The sequence below is a fragment of the Bacillus aerolatus genome, assembly GCF_009183655.1.
Taxonomy (GTDB): Bacteria; Bacillota; Bacilli; order Bacillales; family Domibacillaceae; genus Pseudobacillus; species Pseudobacillus aerolatus.
This window is the reverse complement of sequence record NZ_WEIO01000003.1, coordinates 87,036-106,892: the sequence shown is the minus strand read 5'-3', so window position 1 is coordinate 106,892 and position 19,857 is coordinate 87,036. Positions and strand designations below refer to the sequence as shown.

General features: G+C 41.1%; 16 protein-coding genes. 10 read left to right on the top strand and 6 right to left on the bottom strand.

Features of this window, described 5'->3' with window-relative positions:
• Positions 1-50 precede the first annotated feature (50 nt).
• The 3 genes from F9802_RS06615 (at position 51) to F9802_RS06605 (ending at position 4,005) form a co-directional block, all read left to right on the top strand.
• Positions 51-575, top strand: a complete 525-nt coding sequence (locus tag F9802_RS06615; protein ID WP_152150384.1) for a nitroreductase family protein — start codon at positions 51-53, stop codon at positions 573-575.
• A gap of 256 nt (positions 576-831) precedes the next feature.
• Positions 832-1,905 (top strand): S-layer homology domain-containing protein, encoded by a 1,074-nt coding sequence (locus F9802_RS06610; RefSeq protein WP_191991788.1) that lies wholly within the window; start codon positions 832-834, stop codon positions 1,903-1,905.
• Positions 1,906-2,589: 684 nt separating this feature from the next.
• Positions 2,590-4,005, top strand: a complete 1,416-nt coding sequence (locus F9802_RS06605; RefSeq protein ID WP_152150382.1) for a purine-cytosine permease family protein — start codon at positions 2,590-2,592, stop codon at positions 4,003-4,005.
• Between the two features lie 358 nt (positions 4,006-4,363).
• Here the strand turns inward: F9802_RS06605 and F9802_RS06600 are convergent, their stop codons facing one another.
• Together F9802_RS06600 and F9802_RS06595 are read right to left on the bottom strand one after the other, a co-directional pair.
• Complete coding sequence (locus F9802_RS06600) at positions 4,364-6,115, bottom strand: M14 family metallopeptidase (RefSeq protein WP_191991787.1); 1,752 nt, start codon at positions 6,113-6,115, stop codon at positions 4,364-4,366.
• A 480-nt stretch (positions 6,116-6,595) separates the two neighbouring features.
• Entirely contained in the window at positions 6,596-7,585 is a 990-nt protein-coding gene (locus F9802_RS06595) for an S-layer homology domain-containing protein (RefSeq protein ID WP_152150380.1), read from the bottom strand.
• A 467-nt stretch (positions 7,586-8,052) separates the two neighbouring features.
• On the opposite strand from F9802_RS06595, the gene F9802_RS19560 reads away from it, so the two are divergent.
• The 3 genes from F9802_RS19560 (at position 8,053) to F9802_RS06585 (ending at position 10,056) form a co-directional block, all read left to right on the top strand.
• Positions 8,053-8,220: a hypothetical protein gene (locus F9802_RS19560; protein WP_191991786.1), complete on the top strand. Its 168-nt coding sequence runs from the start codon at positions 8,053-8,055 to the stop codon at positions 8,218-8,220.
• A 2-nt stretch (positions 8,221-8,222) separates the two neighbouring features.
• Positions 8,223-8,624 carry a hypothetical protein gene (locus F9802_RS06590; RefSeq protein ID WP_152150379.1) on the top strand — a complete coding sequence of 134 codons (402 nt, stop codon included), beginning with the start codon at positions 8,223-8,225 and terminating at the stop codon, positions 8,622-8,624.
• A gap of 322 nt (positions 8,625-8,946) precedes the next feature.
• Entirely contained in the window at positions 8,947-10,056 is a 1,110-nt protein-coding gene (locus F9802_RS06585; RefSeq protein WP_152150378.1) for a Fic family protein, read from the top strand.
• A gap of 277 nt (positions 10,057-10,333) precedes the next feature.
• On the opposite strand, the gene F9802_RS06580 is transcribed toward F9802_RS06585, so the two are convergent.
• From F9802_RS06580 to F9802_RS06565, 4 genes are all read right to left on the bottom strand, one after another.
• A complete protein-coding gene (locus F9802_RS06580; protein ID WP_152150377.1) occupies positions 10,334-10,828 on the bottom strand; it encodes a sigma-70 family RNA polymerase sigma factor in 495 nt (164 codons plus the stop codon).
• A gap of 519 nt (positions 10,829-11,347) precedes the next feature.
• Complete coding sequence (locus F9802_RS06575) at positions 11,348-12,907, bottom strand: N-acetylmuramoyl-L-alanine amidase (RefSeq protein ID WP_152150376.1); 1,560 nt, start codon at positions 12,905-12,907, stop codon at positions 11,348-11,350.
• Between the two features lie 387 nt (positions 12,908-13,294).
• Positions 13,295-13,756 (bottom strand): competence protein ComK, encoded by a 462-nt coding sequence (locus tag F9802_RS06570; protein ID WP_152150375.1) that lies wholly within the window; start codon positions 13,754-13,756, stop codon positions 13,295-13,297.
• A gap of 464 nt (positions 13,757-14,220) precedes the next feature.
• The gene (locus tag F9802_RS06565) at positions 14,221-14,925 is read right to left on the bottom strand and encodes a hypothetical protein (RefSeq protein WP_152150374.1); all 705 of its coding nucleotides are present in this window, start codon (positions 14,923-14,925) and stop codon (positions 14,221-14,223) included.
• A 252-nt stretch (positions 14,926-15,177) separates the two neighbouring features.
• Here F9802_RS06565 and F9802_RS06560 point away from each other — a divergent pair, with 252 nt between their 5' ends.
• The 4 genes from F9802_RS06560 (at position 15,178) to F9802_RS06545 (ending at position 19,748) form a co-directional block, all read left to right on the top strand.
• On the top strand, positions 15,178-17,226 hold the full coding sequence (locus tag F9802_RS06560; protein WP_191991785.1) for an S-layer homology domain-containing protein: 2,049 nt from the start codon (positions 15,178-15,180) through the stop codon (positions 17,224-17,226).
• Between the two features lie 199 nt (positions 17,227-17,425).
• Complete coding sequence (locus tag F9802_RS06555; RefSeq protein ID WP_152150372.1) at positions 17,426-18,172, top strand: YveK family protein; 747 nt, start codon at positions 17,426-17,428, stop codon at positions 18,170-18,172.
• Positions 18,162-18,866, top strand: coding sequence for a CpsD/CapB family tyrosine-protein kinase (locus tag F9802_RS06550; RefSeq protein ID WP_152150371.1), 705 nt, complete (start codon positions 18,162-18,164; stop codon positions 18,864-18,866). Before F9802_RS06555 ends, F9802_RS06550 begins: the two co-directional genes overlap by 11 nt.
• A gap of 111 nt (positions 18,867-18,977) precedes the next feature.
• A complete protein-coding gene (locus tag F9802_RS06545; protein WP_152150370.1) occupies positions 18,978-19,748 on the top strand; it encodes a tyrosine-protein phosphatase in 771 nt (256 codons plus the stop codon).
• The last annotated feature ends 109 nt before the right edge of the window (positions 19,749-19,857 follow it).

The window sequence follows — 19,857 nt, the reverse complement described above, 5'->3', positions numbered from 1 at the left end:
CTAATTTTTCAGAAAAGTTTGATAAAATATAATGGAAAGGGGAAATGAGGATGAATGTACATGAAACTATTGAAAAACGAAGAGAAATCACAGCATTTTTAGCACAAAAAGTGGATGAAGATGCCTTGAATCGAATTATTCGCGCAGGGTACTTGGCACCTGCGGGGAATAACTTGCCGTCCCGTGAGCTGATTGTGGTAACGGATCGGGAAAAGCTCGTTCATTTATCAACGGCTACTCCGTTCATGAAATGGCTGGCGGATGCAGGAGCTGGAATTGCTATTACAGGCCGTCCGGATGTAAGTAAATACTGGCTGCAAGATGCATCCATTGCATCAGCATTTATATGGTTAGCCGCCGAACAAGAACAGCTGGGCGCTGCATTTGGTGCGATTTATCACTCGGAAGATGCAGAGGAGTCAGAAAAACGAGAGTCTCACGTACGAAAGGCACTCAGCATCCCCGACGACCGCCGTATCGTAACAGTAATGGGTATCGGACAGATCAGTGCAGAACCGAAACCGAAGAAGCATATACCGTTTGAAGAGATTGTGTACAGAGAATATTTTAGGTAGGGTGCCTGTCACTCCCTTGGTTTTGTCGAAAGCTTTATAAGATAAAAGAAAAAGAGAGCTAATCATTTTGGAAGAAATGATTAGCTCTCTTTTTGTAGGGTCATAGATTTTGGCGGACTGAATGGGAAATGTTGTGGGAAACGGGGTCAGTCCCCCACTGCGTTACTGCTTTAAAGTGACGGGTGACAGGCACTATTTTAGGGGAATAAAAGATTGAATGGCCGCCATATGTATAAGCAGAGAAGGGGGAGTGAGTATGAAAAGAAGCTTGTTGTTTCTAGTTGTATTTACCTTAATATTTAGTACTTTTAGCTTTAGTGCGAAGGCGGCCGGGTTTAAAGATTTGACAGAGAGCCACCGTTTTTATGAGGAAATGTTATTTTTAGAGAGTGAAGGGGTCATCTCAGGCTATACGGATTCTACTTTTCGCCCCGATGAAGAAGTAACGCGGGCTGCCGCAGCGATTATGATTGGGAGAGCATTACGGTTAAGCGGCGAACAAAGAGCCACTAAGTTTTCAGATGTAGGAGCGAATCAAAAGGCGAGCGGTTATATCGCTTCAGCAGTGGAAAAAGGAATCATCAGCGGTTTTCCAGATGGCACTTATCGTCCACATGAATTTGTCACGCGGGGGCAAATGGCGATTTTCTTATCGAGAGCTTTTCAGCTAACAGAGGAGGCCGCTGCTTCTTTCACCGATGTTTCACCTAATATGTCTGCCTATGTGTACATTAAACGAATTTTGGCGGAGAAAATTACTGCCGGGTACCCGAATAATACGTACCGGCCTAATGTGGATGTCACCCGCGCTCAGTTTTCCGCTTTTTTAGCGAGAGCGTTAGACGATCGATTTAAAGTGGAAGTACCTAGAAGTTACGCGATGGATCAAAGCAAGGTTTACCATTACCATGCGGATGAAGTGGGAACGATCGTTTATAAGTTTTCTGGAGAACAGTCTAATGGCTGGAATGTATGGGAAGTATATGAGGGCGGTAAAAAGGTAGATGCAAGGATGGTAGAAAGAGAAGATAGTAACGGATATTACTTCAGTTACATGGAATCTGAAGGGGTAATTGAAGAAGTGATGCTTTTGAAATATCCTGTCAAAGTCGGCCAATCTTGGCCAATAGGTCCTTCGGGAAGCGGAAAAAAACACACCATCACCTCAATGACGAAAACTATCACTACTCCGGCGGGAACATTTAGAAACGTAGTTGAAGTCACCGATAAAGATGGCACGTTTGTGTACTATGCACCAAATGTCGGGCGTATAAAATCGGTCATTAACGGAGCCGTAATTCTCGAATTAGCGGAACTGACGAATCGCTAACTTATCGTGCTCGTGGCCGAACCTCTGAGTTCGTCGAAAGGTTCACAAGATAAAAGAAAAAGCGAGCCAATCATTTTGAAGGGAATGCTTGGCTCGCTTTTTATTGAAGATGCCTTTGTTGTAGTACCGATTGGAATCTGTATTATCTATACTTTCACCGTATTCTTATTAAAAAAAGAAACAAAACAATATAAAAGTATTTCCTAAAACAGCGCATGTTGTGCTGTTTTTTTGATTTTCAAAAAAGAGGAGGGCACCAGGCGTTTTTCCTGAATCAAAGGCTGTTTCATGAGTCGGAATAAGTGAATGGTCAAATGGCTCGTCAGTACATATAGATGTTCAAAAAGTGGGCGATAAGCGCTCTATCTAGCAAGGGAAAACAGCCAAAACTGCAATTTAAATTTCAAACTTGCAATTATTTGCTGGTATTTTTACTGTTATTTGTTCAAGAAAATGACAGTAAACAGGAGAGAAGAAGGATAAATAGGCTAAAACAAACTAATTTTTATAATTTTTAGAAAATTGGGCACTTTGGCGTGATACTTGCTTATATTATCGTAGCTCTATAAGAAGAATAGATGTTAAATAAGGGGATTTGAAAAAGTATTAGCTGCGGCAAAGGAGGAAAGCTGGTTAGTTGGCTGTTGGTTGCTTTGTAAAATATATAGCAAGGGGGATGAAGGTATGGTGGAGATTTTAAGGCCAAAAACAGGGGAGAAAAGAGAGGAAGTCAGTAAAGAAGAAAAGAAAGATGATTTTGCTTTAGAAAAAGTGCCTGTAGAAGGCCGGACGATGGGGTGGCTAAGTATTACAAATGTCACTTTAGGCGTGGCGACGGCGATGTTATTTATTCAAATGGGCAGTTTGATGGCCATTAATTTTGGGGCAGTTAATGCATTAATAGCAGAAATTTACGCAACTGTAGTAGCAGGCGTCATTGGAATAGGTATTTGTTATTATGCAGCAAAGTCTGGTTTGAATGTAAACTTAATGGCCCGAGGCGGGGGGGTTGGTTACTTCGGGGCGTCAATTACTTCGTTAATCTATGCACTCAATTTTATTATGTATTGTGCGATCGAAGGTTCCATTATGGCTGCTGCTGTTCATGAATATATTTCATTTGTTCCGGTCTGGGGGTTAATGATTTTCTTCGGCCTGATTGTTATTCCATTAAACTGGTTTGGCATTAAGCAGCTGGACAAGCTGCAAAAGTGGTCGATGCCGCTCTTTATTCTTTTACTCGGTACCGGTTTTTTCATCGTTCTCAACACGTCAACTTTTGAAGGGAGTATATGGACATTTCTTCCTGAAGGAGGAGAGGTTGGCGGAGCATCTTTGCTTGCCTGCATCGGGATCATGAATGGCCTCGTAGGAATCATGGCTCTGCTCGTGTCAGATTATGCGAGATTTATTAAAAAAGAAGAATTTAAAATAGGTGTATTTGCCGTTGGGTTTATTCCACAGCTTGTTTGTTTCTTCATAATGGGGGTTATCGGTATTTGGTTTGGCGTTCAAATGGGTGAAGAAAATCCAGGCGTTTTCTTCGTGCAAATTCTCGGTATTGGGGGAGCGCTGTTTACGATCTTAACGCAATTGCGTATAAATATTACTAACTTATACAGCAGCTCTTTATCTTTGGCGAACTTTTTTGAAAACGTATTCAAATTTAAGCCAGGGCGGAATTTCTGGGTCGTCTTCACTTCTATTGCTGCCATCATTTTAATGCTTGGCGGCGTGTTAGATCACTTAGGCAGTTTACTTACATTCCAAGGTGTTTTTCTTCTATCCTGGGCTGCCATTCTTTTGTGCGATGCTTTTGTTGTGAAAAGACTATTAAAAATCGGCCCTAAATATTTTGAGCACAGGCAGGAATATTTATATGCATGGAACCCGGTTGGAGTGGTGTCTTTAATCGCAGCCAGTGTAGTAGGTTCCATCGCAGCCTTTGGATACATGGGTATCTTCCTGCAAAATATCGCCGCCTTCTTTGCAGCCATCATAGCATTTGCACTCACAATTGTGCTGGCACTCGCTACAAAAGGCAAATATTACAGCAAAAAAGCAGCTAATGATGTGGAATCGGATGAATATATAGCGTGAATGTTGATGGGGGATCTCCGCAAAGCTTTTTTCATAGTTTGTGAGTCTAAACAAGGTAGGCAACTACTAAGATAACTTAGCCCGATTGCTTATTTGGCCGCCATTAACTGCTTGCCGTATAGAAAATTTGCTTTGTTTGCCTACTCCGGTGCTGCTTTATGGGTGTTCACTTTTATCACATTAGGCCGGGAATTGGGGCGAAAGTGGCATAAAGTCACATTTTATCTTGCTCAATATAGTGTTTATTTAATTCCTTTCATCGTTCTAGCTATATTCATCGCTGTTTACTTTTATCGGAAGAGAAAAAGGCAGAGGACCATTTAGTTGGTTCTTTGCCTTTTCTCTTTTACTTTCTGTTTTAGTTTTTCACAGCTTCTACATTGAGTTTGTCTTCCTTCATATATCGGTAGATCGGCAATTCGTTGCCGAGGTCAGCAGGTATAAAGTTAAATGTAACGTAGCTATCTACAGCTTCGGGCTCAAGAGCCTCTGCAATGAGGTTAGCTGCAGGCTGATTCATTTGGAAGACGTAGCTTCCCTTTGGAAAGAAGTACTCTTTTTCTTGTACTTCTGTTTTAACGTGGTTCAACAAATGTCCCTGGTAGTAACGCTCGTCTGCCTTTTGTTCAGTGACTTTGTAACGTTCTACTGCCAGCACCTTTTCCTCTTTCAATTTACTTACTTCAACGCCTGCTATTTGCAGTTTTTCAGCAATCTCGTGGTAAGCCGGAGGCAAAATGTATGCATTTGGACGGATGCGTTCCAGAGTAGGGACTCCCTTATCAAGGCTAAGGTATTTGACTGGTATCTCTACAACTTCTCCTTTGGCGATGTCCACAACTTTCATTCGATTATTACTAGCAATTTCTTTAGTTGTGCTATTGATAACGATTTTATCATTATCCTTTACTGTTTCACCTTTTCGTACGACTTCTGCTCTTGCGGCGTCAACAGTAGCTTTTATTTGTTTGGCTTGCTTGGCAGCTGTCTTTAATAAACTAGTTTGGGCAGCTACTTGTGAAGCTACTCTGCGTTCAAAGTTTTCTCGGCCAATACCGATCCCCCGGCTTTCAACAAATAAAGAAAAACTCGGCTGAAGGCCTTGGAAAGTAGTTTCATAGCGCGGCTCTGTTCCTACTTCTGATACAATGTATTCGCCCTTATCAGAACGCTCAGGCACGAGATACGTACTAGAAGAGTAACCACTTTTCGCTAGATCCCTATGAGCACGGTTAATTAACCAGTCATCGGTCTTTTCAAAGATGGACTTCGGAGTATTTAAGTTATATTGTTTCGCCATAGTAATATCGTGGTATTTCAGTGCTCCCTCTTCGCCAACGTCGGAAAATGCATCGGATACAACGCCTTCTTCATGCAAGGCAATGGACACTTCTGGTTTAAATCGATTAAATACTTTAGTAACTTCTCTGATTTCCGACAATTCAAATTTCATATGGTCACGGTTCGCATCCAGCCGTTTCGCATTCTCCCGTTGAAAATAGTAAGATCCATCTGGATTTTTTCGGGGGACCATGACAACGTTGATCTTTTTGAGCACTTCTTGACCGAGTTTACCCGTGGCCAGTTGCTGCGCTGTCACTAAAGCAGACTCGCCTGCAGCTGGCTCATTGCCATGAATTTGTGCTTCCATCCAAACTGTTGGCTTACGTTTAAAATCAGCTGAATGTTCACTTTCGCTTGTTGTAAAAATAAGCAGCGGCATCTCGCGCCCCTCAAGCGAATATAGAGAGGTCTCCATCTTCATGAGGTCGCTTTTTCCATCTAATTCCTTCAAGAACTGCATCATTTCCTCTTGCGTTGTGAAGTCCGACTTACCTTCTTTAAATGCAGGAGTATCGAAGCTGATATCAGGCTTTGGATATAATGCTTTGACTTGTTCAGGCTGCTTGTAGCTTTGGCCAAAATAAGGGGTAAACGTAGGGTTTATTTGCCCAGCTGCGGGCGGCGCTGCGTTTACATCGGATGCAGTTGTTCCCTCTTTTCCTTGTTTCGGTGTAGAAGAAGCCATACTCGTTTGATTCAATCCAAACATTACTGATAATGTCATCACAGCTATAGTAGAAGACACCAAAGTTTTACTTTTAAACATATCGAACATCCTCCTCTTCATAGTTTCATATTGGCTCGAGAATCATTAAGATATTTTCATTTAACATAGAGGTGGAGAAATTGTTGTCATAAAATTTTACCTCCCATCTTCTAAAAGAAAAATGAGTTAACTGCAGAGATGAGTATAAATAAGCGTTTTTTCTTTTTGATCTTTTTTATTCTCATTATGTTGGCCATTAGTTACGCAAGACCATAAGTTATTATTACATGATCTTTTGTAAAAAAAAGAGATTATGAAAAATTAGCAAGAATATTCACAATATAACAAAAATTAAAAAGGCGTTAAGTACTATACGTGCAAAAAAAGCAATGCCATTTTTCCTGTTAAAACAAATGAAGCCTTTATAAGACAATAAAAAATTGAGGGTCAAATCTATATGATTTGACCCTCAATTTTTTGTGCTATTTATAATGTTTCTCCACGTTATCGGAATTACTTACCCAATGGCCCTCTACTTATTTAAATTGCAGTTCCTTCTGTAGCAGGAAGCAAGTGTGTATAATCAAATGTCTCGTCCGTTACATTGTAACTTGTCGTAGTCGACACTTGTTTATAATTGAATGGAGCTTCAAAGACAGTTTCCCAGTCGTCAATGACCATGATGCCTTCTTTTCCGTTCAAATCATAATTTTTATGCTCAATCGTCAATGTTTTACGGTCTGCGGACAATGTGTATGCAGTCGGTTCAAAATCCGTTTCAGATCCGTCTTTTAATTTAACTGAAAAGAAGAAGGACTCCGCTGTTTCTCTCGCACTATATTCAGGCGGGACTGCTTCTGTTAACACAATTTCGGTTGAGGTAGTTGATGTCACTTTCGCACTTTCAATGACAGGGAAATAGAAATCTTCGAGCATAAACAAGATTGTATTGTACAACAAGTTTGAAAACTCACCACGTTTAATATCGAGGTGTGTTCCGTATGAAGTCGCTGTCTTGCCGCTAGTAATTTCAGCGCCATAAAGTGCTTCAATATACGGAGCAAACACTCCGCCTACATCTGTAAATGGTGTTTCCGTTTCATACTCTTGTAATTCAAACCCTAGTACAAGAAATTTTGCCATCGCGCCGCGGCTCAATGTCTCGTCAGGTTTAAATTCTGTTTTGGTTACACCAGAAACAATGCCTGCTTCTGCCAGCGCATTAACCGATCCTTTAATACGTTTGTTTACATCTTTAAAACCTGCATCAGGAGCGCTCTCAGTATCAAGTCCGAGTGCATTGGCTAAAATAACCGCTGCATCACCGCGCTTTAATGGCTGATCGATGCCGAATTTTGTAGGAGATATCCCATTAATAATTTCATTTTCATATAAAAAGCTGACTGCTTCGTCATAATTTTTTCCTACATCTGTAAATGAATGGACAGATTCTGCATTTGATGGTGAGGAAACACTCACAGCGGCTATAGTAACAGCAGTTGCTGCTGTGAAAAGTTTGTAGTTGTTCATCGTGTCGATCTCCTGTCAAAATATATTTTGATCATTGTACCACTAAAGAAAATAACCGTAAATAGTTTGTTAGATGGATAGAAACGCACTATTGCGGGGTTAAAGGACTGCCTAGAATAAAAACAGGATGACGAGCCTTATTCGAGGATCTGGAAAGTATAAGGGCCAGAGAGTTAATTATTGACTCTCTGGCTCTTTTTTCTGTTTAGTGTTCGGCAGTTTAACTCCTTTAATCAATTAACAATCCCTGCCCGTTTTTAAAATCTAGACGGCAAGAGCAAATTGTAAGGAAGAAAGGTAGGCAGAATCACTCTTTTTTAAAAAATAGGTGGACGAACTATCGCCATTCATTCAAGCATTCATAAGATATAGTAAGCCAGGGGATTAGTTACTTTTAACTTGGCAATCTTAAGGAAAAGGAGAATAAAGTATGGGAAGTAATCATTGGGGCTGCAGGAAATGTAAGCATGATAGTGTCAGATGCGATGAGTGTAACAAGCATGACTGGCATGACAAGTGCGACAAGGATGATAGACATGACAAGTGTGACAAGGATGACAGACATGACAGACATGACAAGTGCAACAAGCATGACAGGAATGACGAGCACGAAAAAGTTTACACTTCCGGGGTGATCGTGAACGATGACAGTGCTGAGGGAGATGCAAACATTGCGCAAGACTTATATGTGTCTGTTACTAACTTTGGAGACCGGCGTGTTTCTGTCAAAGTAGAAGTATTTAACTGGGGGGATGCGGATACGTCTGCTGCACCACCGGGAACTCCGACTAATCCAATGGCTGTCCAAGTACTGCCTGGAGCACAAGTTCAAATTCCAGCGGGGAGAACACAACACTTTTTTGCTAACATCTCTGCAGTAGACTCATACGAAGTGCGTGTAACCATTCTAAGCAATAAACGTCATAATGGCCAAGTTGTATTTAACGCTGTTGCTATTGACCAAGTAGGCAACTTTACAGAAGCTTTAGTTTTATTCAAAGACTTTGTCCTTTTAAAAGACGATAAAGACTCCTGCTAATAAGTCATTTCCGAAAAATGGGCATTGGTGTGATTCATCAATGCTTCTTTTTATTGTACACTTTCTCCCGCGGAAACGTGACAAAAATAGGATGTCAGGCACCATACAGACAATTGGAAGGACTAAAGGCGGGGAGCCATTCATTTGGCTCCCTGCTTTTTTATTTAAGGGAAATAGGGGATGAATCGCCGCTTCTGCTCCATCAACAATCCCTAAATAGGTTATTTTACGATTTTTTTAAAAGGAAAAATAGCGTAAACGCACACTTTAGCGTATTATAAGATAATAAAAGGATAATAATTATCTTAGGTGGTGTGTAAACGTGAAACAACCTTATCAATTACCATTCCTGCCGCTCAAGTTTGATCCTGAGACAGAGCTGGCATTTTACAAAAAAGTGGTTGAGGCATCAGCTAAATTGGAAAAGTTGAGACAGAAGCTTACTTATTCTTTAGTGAATGAATCATTTATTCAGTTATTGACACTACAAGAATCTGTTCAATCTACCCGTATCGAAGGCACGCAAGTCACATTTAGCGAAATGCTCGAAGACAAGATTGATCAGCAGTCCGATTGGAAAAAAACAGAAGTTCGTAACTACCAGAATGCTTTGAAGCTTGGTGTAGAAACTATTCAAACGGGCTATCCGTTAACAGAACGCTTAATTCGTGATATGCATAAAATTTTAATGGAAGGTGCCCGAGGTTCGACTAGTGCGTCTGGTGCATACCGCCGGATTCAGAACTTTATTGGACCTACTAAGCAAATGAAGGATGCCTCGTATATACCGCCTGAACCACAATTAATGGGAGGGTATATGGCGAACTTGGAGAAATATATTAATGGGAATGCGTATACGGACTCAGAGGAAGAAGAGTCCTTGCACCCTCTCATAAAAGCGGCTATTATCCATGCTCAATTTGAATCGATTCATCCTTTTTTGGATGGGAATGGACGCCTCGGTAGAATTTTAATCGTCCTGTATTTACTTCAATCAAAACTTATTGATTCGCCCATCTTTTTCTTAAGCGAAGAACTTGAGCGGGAAAAATTTAAATATTACGCTATGTTAAACGGCGTTCGGGCAATTGGGAGGGAAGAACCAGATTGGAAAAACTGGATCATCTTTTTCCTGGATGCTGCAACAAGAATGGCCGAACATCAATACGAAAAACTTGACCAAGCGGAAAAGTTATACCATAAAGGAATTTCAAAGCTTGCTCAGCCATCGACGAAAAAAGTCTGGGGAGCATTATTTATGAATCCAATCGCTACAGTGCATCAGATTCAAGAAGCGACTGATTTAGCCCCTGCCACAATCCGAAAAAGCCTAGCTCAACTCATGCAATTGCAAATGATCTTTGGCGATGATCGAAAACGAAACCGACGCTTTTATCAATATGATTTGATTGGAATTATGACTGATCTATGAGAGTAAAGGGGACGGTGTATGATAAAACGAAGTTTCGAGTGAAGTCTAGCATTACCTAGGATAAAAGCAGGGTGATGAATCTTATTTAATAATCTGGAAAGTGCAAGAAGGTGTCCTAGAAGTTTAGACTTTTGGGACACCTTCTTGTTTGATTACAGTCGGTATTCATCAATTTGCAGGCGGCCGCTGCGGATTTATAGTCGGTCAAACCCAAATTACAGTCGGCTAGCGCCGATTTATAGTCAAATCTGTGGCTTAACTCCGGCAAGGGTGTTTGTTAATCCATCAACAATCCCCGCCCGCTACTTTTAAGTTTTTCAATCGCTCGTTTACGCCATTTTTTCACGGCGGATGGGGAAACGTTTTCTTGGGCGGCGATGTCTGTAATGGTCATGCAGTAGTAAAACGTACAGACGAGCCACGTTTTTTCTCTTGCGCTTAAGTCTCCTGCGTAAGAGAGTAATGCGTCTAATTCAAAGGGGGTGTCGCTTTGGCCGCCGGCTTGTGCTTCCCAAAACGGCTCATCCGGATACACGTTCCGCTCTTTTGTTTCGTTTGCTCTTTTTAAAGCATTCATCATCCGTCCTTTCATGTAAGTATAGGCATAGTTGGAGAACTTGCCTTTGTTTTCAGTGAATTTTTGAGAAGCTTCCCAAAGCGCAATTTGCCCGACTTGAAAAAATTCATCTTCGTCTTTGTAAATATGCAGTGACTTCATCACATGGTGGATCATCGGGGTAAAATCGGCCACCATTTCATCAAAGCTTGCCATTAAACTCTTCCTTTATGGAAGCGCGCGTTCCTTGTATTCCCGGGTTGAATCAAGCATAGCGGGAATCATTTTCAGGATCGATACGGCAAACAAAGGGAACGGTGCCTATAGACGGACGGTTCGACGCTGCCGTACGGCCAATTTACTTATAACGAAATGACACAACGCTGCCTTTTTAGCATTAGGCAGCGTTCACTTTCTTCATTAAATACAACGGAGCGTACGGCGTTATGCGCAGGTCATTGGCGTTTATGCACGGCTATGATGGCTTTCTGAACGAAAATCATCGAAATGTGCGCGGCAAATAGACTTGTGCGCCGGTCACGAGACTTTGTGCGCGAGTTGAACGATTTTTTGCGCGCACAGGTCCGGTTTATGCGCAGGAACAGCCAGAATATGCACGCCGCTCAAGATTTGTCTAAAAGAATACAATAAAGTTAGTCACTCCTATCCATACACATAAAAACAGGGCTGTTCCGAAAGTCAGTGAAAACTGACTAGGAACAGCCCCGTTAAAAATTAACGACTGAAATATGAATTTAATCCGTTGTAAATACTATTCGTGACAGACTCCTGATATGGCGTAGTGACGATTAATGATCCTTCCCGCGGGTTGCTTAAATAACCAAGCTCCAGCAAAATAGCAGGCTGGCTATTTTCGCGAATAACGTAATAATCACCTTGGCGAGTACCACGATCTTTTAAAGGCAGGGTGCGGGTAAGTTCCTTATTCACACTTTTTGCGAGGGTCTCTTGATACCCATGTTTATAATAAGTCGTGAACCCATTCGCTCCTGCGTGGTATGTACTGTCATAGTGAATGCTAATGAAGGCATCGGCTTTAAGGTGGTTAGATGCCGATACTCGTGAAGGAAGAGAGACATAGCTGTCATTTGAGCGGGTTAAAATGACAGTGGCTCCTGCCTTTGTCAATTTCTGATACAAGAGCTGCGACGTTTGCATCGTTAAATATTTTTCGAACGTCCCTTTCATGCTGGTAGCGCCAGGATCTTTGCCGCCATGACCCGGGTCTAAAACAATGGTTTTACCTTGCAGACTCGTGGAGCGGCTAGCATTTGGCTGTGTTGTTTGAGCGGAAGGAGCCGTGCTGGCGTTGCCTTCTCCATTTACTGATACAACCCAACTGGCCACATATGCTTGCCTGCCGCTTGCTAACGTAATTTTATACCAGTCGCCTTCCCGGCCAATGATTGGATACCGTTCACCTTGAGAACCTTTAGTGACAACTGAAGAGGATACCCCTGCAGCGGAGCGGATGTTTGTTCTGTCGTGTAATATGACGGCAAACCCATCAACAGAAGCTTGAGTATTGCTTAGCTTATTCGCTTCATTGATTCGAATAAACTGTTTGTTTACCCAGGCATCCTGACTTTTATAAGTAATGTTCACCCAATCATTTTTTGTCCCGGCTACCGTTACTTGGTCGCCAATATGTAGTTTCCCCATAATGCCGGCTGATAAAGAAGGGCTGTTTCGGACATGTAAATTATCCGCAGTGATCGTACCTGTTTTTTTGGAGGAAGTTCCTTTCACAGCCTGCTGAGTTCCGCCGCTGCCTTTTATCACAATATAACCGGCTACCCAGCCTTTTTTGCCGTTAGCCAGCTGAATTTGATACCAGCCATATTTCTCTTTCATCACTTGATACTGTTCATTTCGATCAGCCTGAGCGATCACGCTTGCCGTCTTGCTCGGCTCACTGCGGACATTCGCTTTATTTACTGCAATTTGAATCGTGCCAGATAAACTATTGCTGCTCGATGACCGATTCGCTTGATGAGTCTTTGTCACAATGTAACCGGCCACCCAGCCTTTTTTGCCGTTGTCCAGCTGAATTTGATACCAGTCATATTTTTCTTTCAACACAGAGTACTGCTCATTCCTGTCTGCTTGTCCGATTACACTTGATGTCATGCTTGGCTCACTGCGAATATTCGCTTTGTGTACAGCAATTTGAATCGTACTTTGCGCTGCTTTTGCCGTTAATGGATCTGTCTGCAACGAGAAAAAGAGCAGAAAAGAAGCTAGACAGATAAATAGTTTTCTAATAATAACCACCGCCTTAATAGGTTTTTGGCAAATGCAGTTTTCATTTTAGCATTTTTTAAATATTTTGGTGTTTATTTCCGTAATATTTCAAAAGTTGAGAAAAAGGTCGGAAAAGTTGTAAAAATAGCCATTTATTCGACATAATGAGGCAAAAGTTTCTATTTGCATATAACGAAAAGACTGCCTAGTAATGATCTGCTTCTATATTAAATGAGGAAGAGATGGAGGCTTTAAATCGTTCTACAAACTAGTAAAAACCCCAACTCATTGAGCGGGGCCCGTTACTGGATGAAAATCATAATATGTATGTATGTTGTTATATAGGCTGCATGGCAAAATTCCCAGACGATGTCTTAATAGCCCTTAAAAGTATGACAGAAAACGTTGTTTGTAACATTAAGTCAACAAATTACGATAGTAGTAATTGATGCAGTTAGACGTGCGTTCTTGTTGTTGTTTGAAGACACGGAGAGAACAATCGAGCGGCAGCTGTGTGCCATTATTAAATGTAACGGTTAGTTTGCGATCCTTCATCTGGCAGTTTTGGACTTGGTGATGAATGATCCAAATGCAGCCGTAATTGTTTGGTGACATCGTTGGAAAGGCGCAAATGTTTTTATTGAGACAAATAAGCAACGGTGTCTTCTGAATGTAATTCAGGAGCTTGCGAGCAACTTTGGTCCTGCCTTCATACGTGGAAAATCCGCGCATGCAGGCGTCTTCGAGAATCGATCTTACAGTTTGTTTGGAGTAATAGACGCCATCTTCGTCATAAATAATCGTGTTATAATCGTGATGATATTGTTCGACAAGAGCCATAGTGCGTAACGAAATTTTGTAACGTTTAACAATTTTCATAAGTACGTATCCCCCTCATTATCATCAAATTCAGTTTTACTATATCATAGTGGTTAATATTAACTAGACTGAATAGACTATTTTATTGAAATATTTACACTATTTTAATAATATTTACATTTCTTTCGATGGGTCATTTGTAGATTAGGCCACAAACTGCCTTGGCGTTTGCAAAATAGACGATATGGACTGCAAAAAGCGGAAAACCGACTGTGAATTCGCCATAACCGGCTGTAAAACTCGAAATGTCGACTATAAATGCGTGATTCCCGCTGAAACCCGGTCATCCGATTGAAAAAGCGGCAGCCAAGCAGAGGACAAACAGCTGGCCGCTAATTCCATAGGCCGCTCTTTATAATTAATATAGCAACGAAAAAAGGAGCAACTCCTCTTAATAGGGGAATTGCTCCTTTTTTCGTTACCCTTTTTGGTGATCGAAACGTTAAGGAAGGGAGAGACAATTATTATCTGCCGGTGACCTTTTTCATTAACTCGTTTCTCTGTTGTGCTTTTACATTTTCATAGCTCGTTTTAAATGGCTCGGCATGAGAAGTGCTGTAGTTGTTATTTTTCAAATCATTTTTTAGTGTGTTGTAGACGGTGTTAAAAGCAGCGTCAGTTTTCGACTCAACCGCATCTGCTGCATTGGAGTATTTTTGATAAAAATAAGCCGGATTGATTTTTTCACCGTTTGCTAACTTTTGAGTGTATTCTTTTTTTGCTTGTCCGACTAAAGTTCCTAATTGGTTTTCTGCCTGTCCCTGTAAATTGCTAAAAGTAGAAGCATAGCGGTTTTTAATAGTATCAACGGTCACTTTTTTATTTGGATCGTTTCCCCCGTCAGCTAATGTGTTGGCGCTCGCTATTCCGCTGTTGCCGAGTTGGCTATTTTCAGTCATCCATTTTTCAGGGGCGACCGTGCTGCCATTCTCTAGTATATAATGGCCATTCTTGTCTATCCACACACTTCCATCTGCATCTTTCTTAATTCCTTCTGGGAGCGATGTCCCATCAGGCAGCTTGATGCTGTATTGTTTTTCGATAATTTCATCAACTTTTTGATCGGCAACATCATAATTTTTTACTTTTGCAAAGTAGTAAATCGCAGCTCCCGTACCAGCAGCCAGTACTAGCAAAGCCACTAAAGAAAATTTGATGAATTTCCTCATGTACTTACCAGCCTCCGTTAATTTGATTTTTTAACAGTATAGCATTGCAAACAGTAAAAGATAGGCAGAAAAGAATATAATGATAAAATTGGTATTATATAACTATTTATCCAATTTTGTTTGATTGTCAGAATGTTATAAGCTATGATGTGTGTGTGTAATCTTTATGAGAATAATTGGATTTATTTCTAATTCTTATTTTCAACAATGTACAACCTACATAGAGAGTATATTAAGTAAGGGGAGATGAGAATGAAAAGGTATCCGTTTAGTAACAAAGCGTTGAAAGCAATGATTGCTGCTACAGTAGCTTTTACGCCGATTGCTGCATTTGGAGGGGGTTTCCATGCTGATCAAGTAGAAGCAGCGGAACAAAACTTGAACTTTACAGATTTAGAAAGTTTGGTAGCTTACTTGCAAACTGTAAGAAAGCATCTAACGGATGAAGACATTCAGGTTCTTAATGAGGCCCAAGAAAAAGCTGATAGAATTAGCGCAGAAGACTACGTTGATCGAATTCTCAAAGCTCCTGTATCAGAGGAAGGAAGGGCTCTATTTGTAGCTACGATTGACTTTATTACAGAAGTAAATCTTCTGGAAGCGAAAAAGGAGGATATCGAAGCCTTCGCTAAAGAACAAAGCCCAAATGTAGAAGCAGTATTTGAATCAGAGGGAACTTCGATTACAATGGACCAGTATTTAACGTATGTGGCGAATGTTGAACAAAAGTTTTTAGATATTATTCAGTTGACAGAGATAGAGGATCTTAGCGAAGAAAAACATGCGATTGCTTTGACAAGGGCGTTGTTGTCGGCCAAAGATCCGAGTGAAAATGCCGTCATAACAAAGACCATTTTACGAAATATTAATCAAGAGGAAGCACCTGGGGCGATAAAAGAGCTTGTCCAAAAAATAGACCCTAATCTTTCAGCAGCAAAAGTTGTAGTCAAAGCGCTGAAAAAAGCAAATGAGAAGCCAGAAGAACCGACCCCTCCTGGTAATGGTGGAGGCGGTACGCCTGGACCAACTCCTGGTGACACCACTCCAACAGATGATGGGGTAGAGGTTACTCCTGTTGTGGAAGCAAACGGAAATGAAGTCATTGGGACGATTCCCGATGCATTGATTGATGAGATTGTGGCAGTTGTTACGCCAGAGAAAGATGAGGTAGTAATTAATCTTCCGAAAGTGGAAGTTGGACAAACAGTTTCTTTATTGATTCCTGCGGAGTTGATAGATAAGCTCAAAGCAAAAGCGCCAGATGCAGATATTACTGTACAAGGAGACGGCGTTTCTTATGAAATTGAAGTAGAGGATGTGGACACAGCTGCGCTTGCGAAAAAACTCGGTGTGCCAGTTTCTGAATTATCTTTAAAAGTATCTGTGAATCCTGTTCCATCTGCAAGAGCTCTAGAAGTAACGAAAGCAGTTCAAGCGAAGGGAGCAAAAGTTCTTTCGCAAATCGTTGATTTCTCTGTAGAAGCTGTCGGCGGTGATAAATCAGTTATTTTACGCAATGTAGGGAACGAATATGTAAAACGCGGATTCGGCTTAAATGCTAATGTGAATACGAATCGTGCAACAGGTGTACGCGTTAATGATGACAATACGTTCAGTGCTGTACCAACTAGGTTTGTGACGGAAGACGACAAACAAAAAGCGGTTGTTAAATCGTTAAGAAGCTCTGTGTACACAGTGATTGAAGGAAATGTAACTTTCCCTGATGTTGACAAAGGTAATAATTGGGCGGAAAACTATATTGAGTCATTAGCTTCAAAGTATATCATCAGCGGAAAAACAAATGGCAAATACGGTCCGGATGAATATATGACTCGTGCGCAATTTGCTGTATTACTGACTCGCGCATTAGGTCTTCCGGGAGCTGATTATGATGGCCGTTTTAAAGATGTGAAAGGCGATGAGTGGTTTAACGTAGAAGGTGCATTAATGGCAGCTGTGAAAAATGGCGTTGTCGCTGGTAAGAAAAATGGCACATTTGCTCCAAATGACAGAATTACCCGTGCGGAAGCAACAGCAATGATCGGCCGTGCGCTGAACTTAAGTTTCGTCGACTTTGATAAAGAGAAGTTTAACAAGAATAAGAAAATTACAGATTTTAAAGATGCGAAAAAAGTGGGTGCTTCTACTCGTGAGGATGTTCTCCGTGCCTACCAAGCAGGCATTGTAGCCGGTACGACCAAAGGCAACTTTGAGCCGACGGCATTTACAAAACGTGACCAAATGGCCCGTATTCTTGCTGAATTCTTAATTAAAGCAGACTTGATGAGTGAATTAAAATAATTTTAACTCTTGAGCAAAGCAGCCTTCTTTTGGCTGTTTTGCTTTGTGAAAATTGTTTAATAGTTTTGTAATTTTAATACAAAATATTACAAGAGTGTTAAACTTATGATAATTATGCTTAATTTCTCTGAAAGTTAATATTCAGTATGCTACAATTTCGTCAAATAATACCTTTTCGACATTTATTTAGGAGGATTTTATGGAAGAAACCATCAGCTTGCGAGAACTAGCAGATACATTAAAAAAGCGATTAAAACTAATAGTGCTCATTACGTTTACAGCCGCTTTAATTAGCGGACTCATCAGTTATTTCGTTCTTACTCCTATTTACCAGACATCGACTCAGCTGCTTGTGAATCAGGCAAAATCAGAGCAGCAACTGTATAATCCGGCTGAGGTACAGACAAACCTGCAGTTAATCAATACATACAATGTCATTATTAAAAGTCCGGCTATTCTTGACAAAGTCGCTCAAAATCTTGATTTAGATATGACGGCGGCCGGGTTAAACGAAAAAATTACAGTGCAAAGTGAAAAAGATTCACAGGTCGTGAATGTGGCCGTACGGGATGAAGACCCAACAATAGCGGCGGACATTGCAAATGAAACAGCCCGTGTGTTTCAAAGTGAAATCGTCAAAATTATGAATGTCGATAATGTCAGCATTTTGGCCCAAGCTGAAGCAAAAGAGGGGGCAGCACCCGTAAAGCCGAAACCGCTCTTAAATATTGCTATCGCACTCGTTGTCGGATTAATGACAGGTGTCGGTCTCGCTTTTCTGCTTGAATACATGGATAACACCATTAAATCCGAGCAGGACGTTGAAAAGCTACTCGGTCTTCCGGTACTCGGCAGCGTAACAGTTATCGATGTACAAAATAAAGGAAAAAGCACTGTTCCCGCAACACAGAAAGCAACAGTAAGAGGTGAAACCATTGGTTCTTAAGAAAAAGAGAAATGAAGCTCCCGGTCAGACGCAGCGAAAACTTATCGCTAAAACTGATCCGAAATCACCAATTTCCGAGCAATACCGAACGATTCGCACAAACATTATATTTTCGTCAGTCGATCAAGCAATCCGTTCTCTGCTGATCACCTCTGCAGGCCCTGGTGAAGGGAAGTCAACAACGGCAGCCAACTTGGCGATTGTTTTTGCTCAGCAAGGGAAGAGTGTACTGCTGGTGGATGCTGATATGCGCAAGCCAACGATGCAATATACTTTTAATTTAACGAATACGATTGGATTAACGAATGTCTTAGCCAAGCAAAAAAGTCTCTCTGTAGCAGTAGTAGAAACGGATGTAAATGGGCTGGATGTGCTGCTTTCCGGGCCGATCCCGCCTAACCCCGCCGAATTATTAGGCTCTCGGATAATGGAACAGTTTCTTAATGAAGCTTACAGCTTGTACGATTTGGTCATTTTTGATACACCACCGGTGCTGGCTGTAACGGATGCGCAAGTGCTGGCCAATCAGTGTGACGGTACCATACTCGTCGTAAACAGCGGAAAAACAGAAGCCGACGGTGCTATAAAAGCAAAAGAGTTGCTGCAGTCAGCTAAAGCTAAACCGCTTGGTGTTGTATTAAATAACCATAAATTGAAAGAGTCAAGTTATTACTATTATTACGGTAATAAATAACCTGTTAAGAGTCATCAAAGGAATTAGGTGGGTAAAACGACACCTATATTCGTAAGATAATTATGTTATTTTTTTCCCTGTTTGTCAAGTGAAAAAAAGGTAGGTGATAGCATGATAGACCTTCATTGCCACATATTACATGGGCTGGATGATGGAGCCGATACCAGCCCAGCGAGCATTGCTATGGCAAAAGAAGCGGAAAAACAGGGAATATCCGCCATTGTGGCCACGCCTCATCATAAAAATGGCGCATATGAAAATGTAAAAGCAGAGATCGTAACGAGTGTTGCCGCTTTAAATAAAGAGCTGACAAAAGCCGGTATAAATGTGGATGTGCTGCCGGGACAGGAGATAAGAATCTATGGGGAACTGTTAGAAGACTATGAAAAAGATGAACTTCTGACAATCGCCGGAACTTCTTCCTATATCTTTATTGAATTTCCTTCCGGCTCTGTTCCCCACTACACGGAACAGCTCTTCTATGACATTCAAATGAACGGGCTGCTTCCCGTGATCGTTCATCCGGAGCGCAACCAGGAATTAATCCAGCACCCTGACAGGTTGTACTCACTTGTTAAAAACGGAGCAGCCACCCAAATTACTGCGTCGTCTTATACAGGGCATTTCGGGAAAAAAATCCAGTTATTTACCGAACAACTCATTGATGCCCAATTGACTCACTTGCTGGCGTCTGATGCTCATAATACGCATACTCGTACATTCAAAATGGCCGATGCCTACGCGCGGATGGCAGAAAAGATGGGGGATGACTATGTTTACTATTTTCAGGAGAATGCAGAGTTAATTATTGAGGGAAATCATTTATATAAAGAACCTCCGGAGAAAATTCGTAAAAAAAAGAAGATTCTAGGTATTTTTTAAATTCTTAAACAGCAGGATCAAATCCAGCTTATTTTTTTAACTAAAAAACATGGATAAATATAGGTATTTATACATATAAAGTAAAATTATGAACAAAAATGGTAATGCC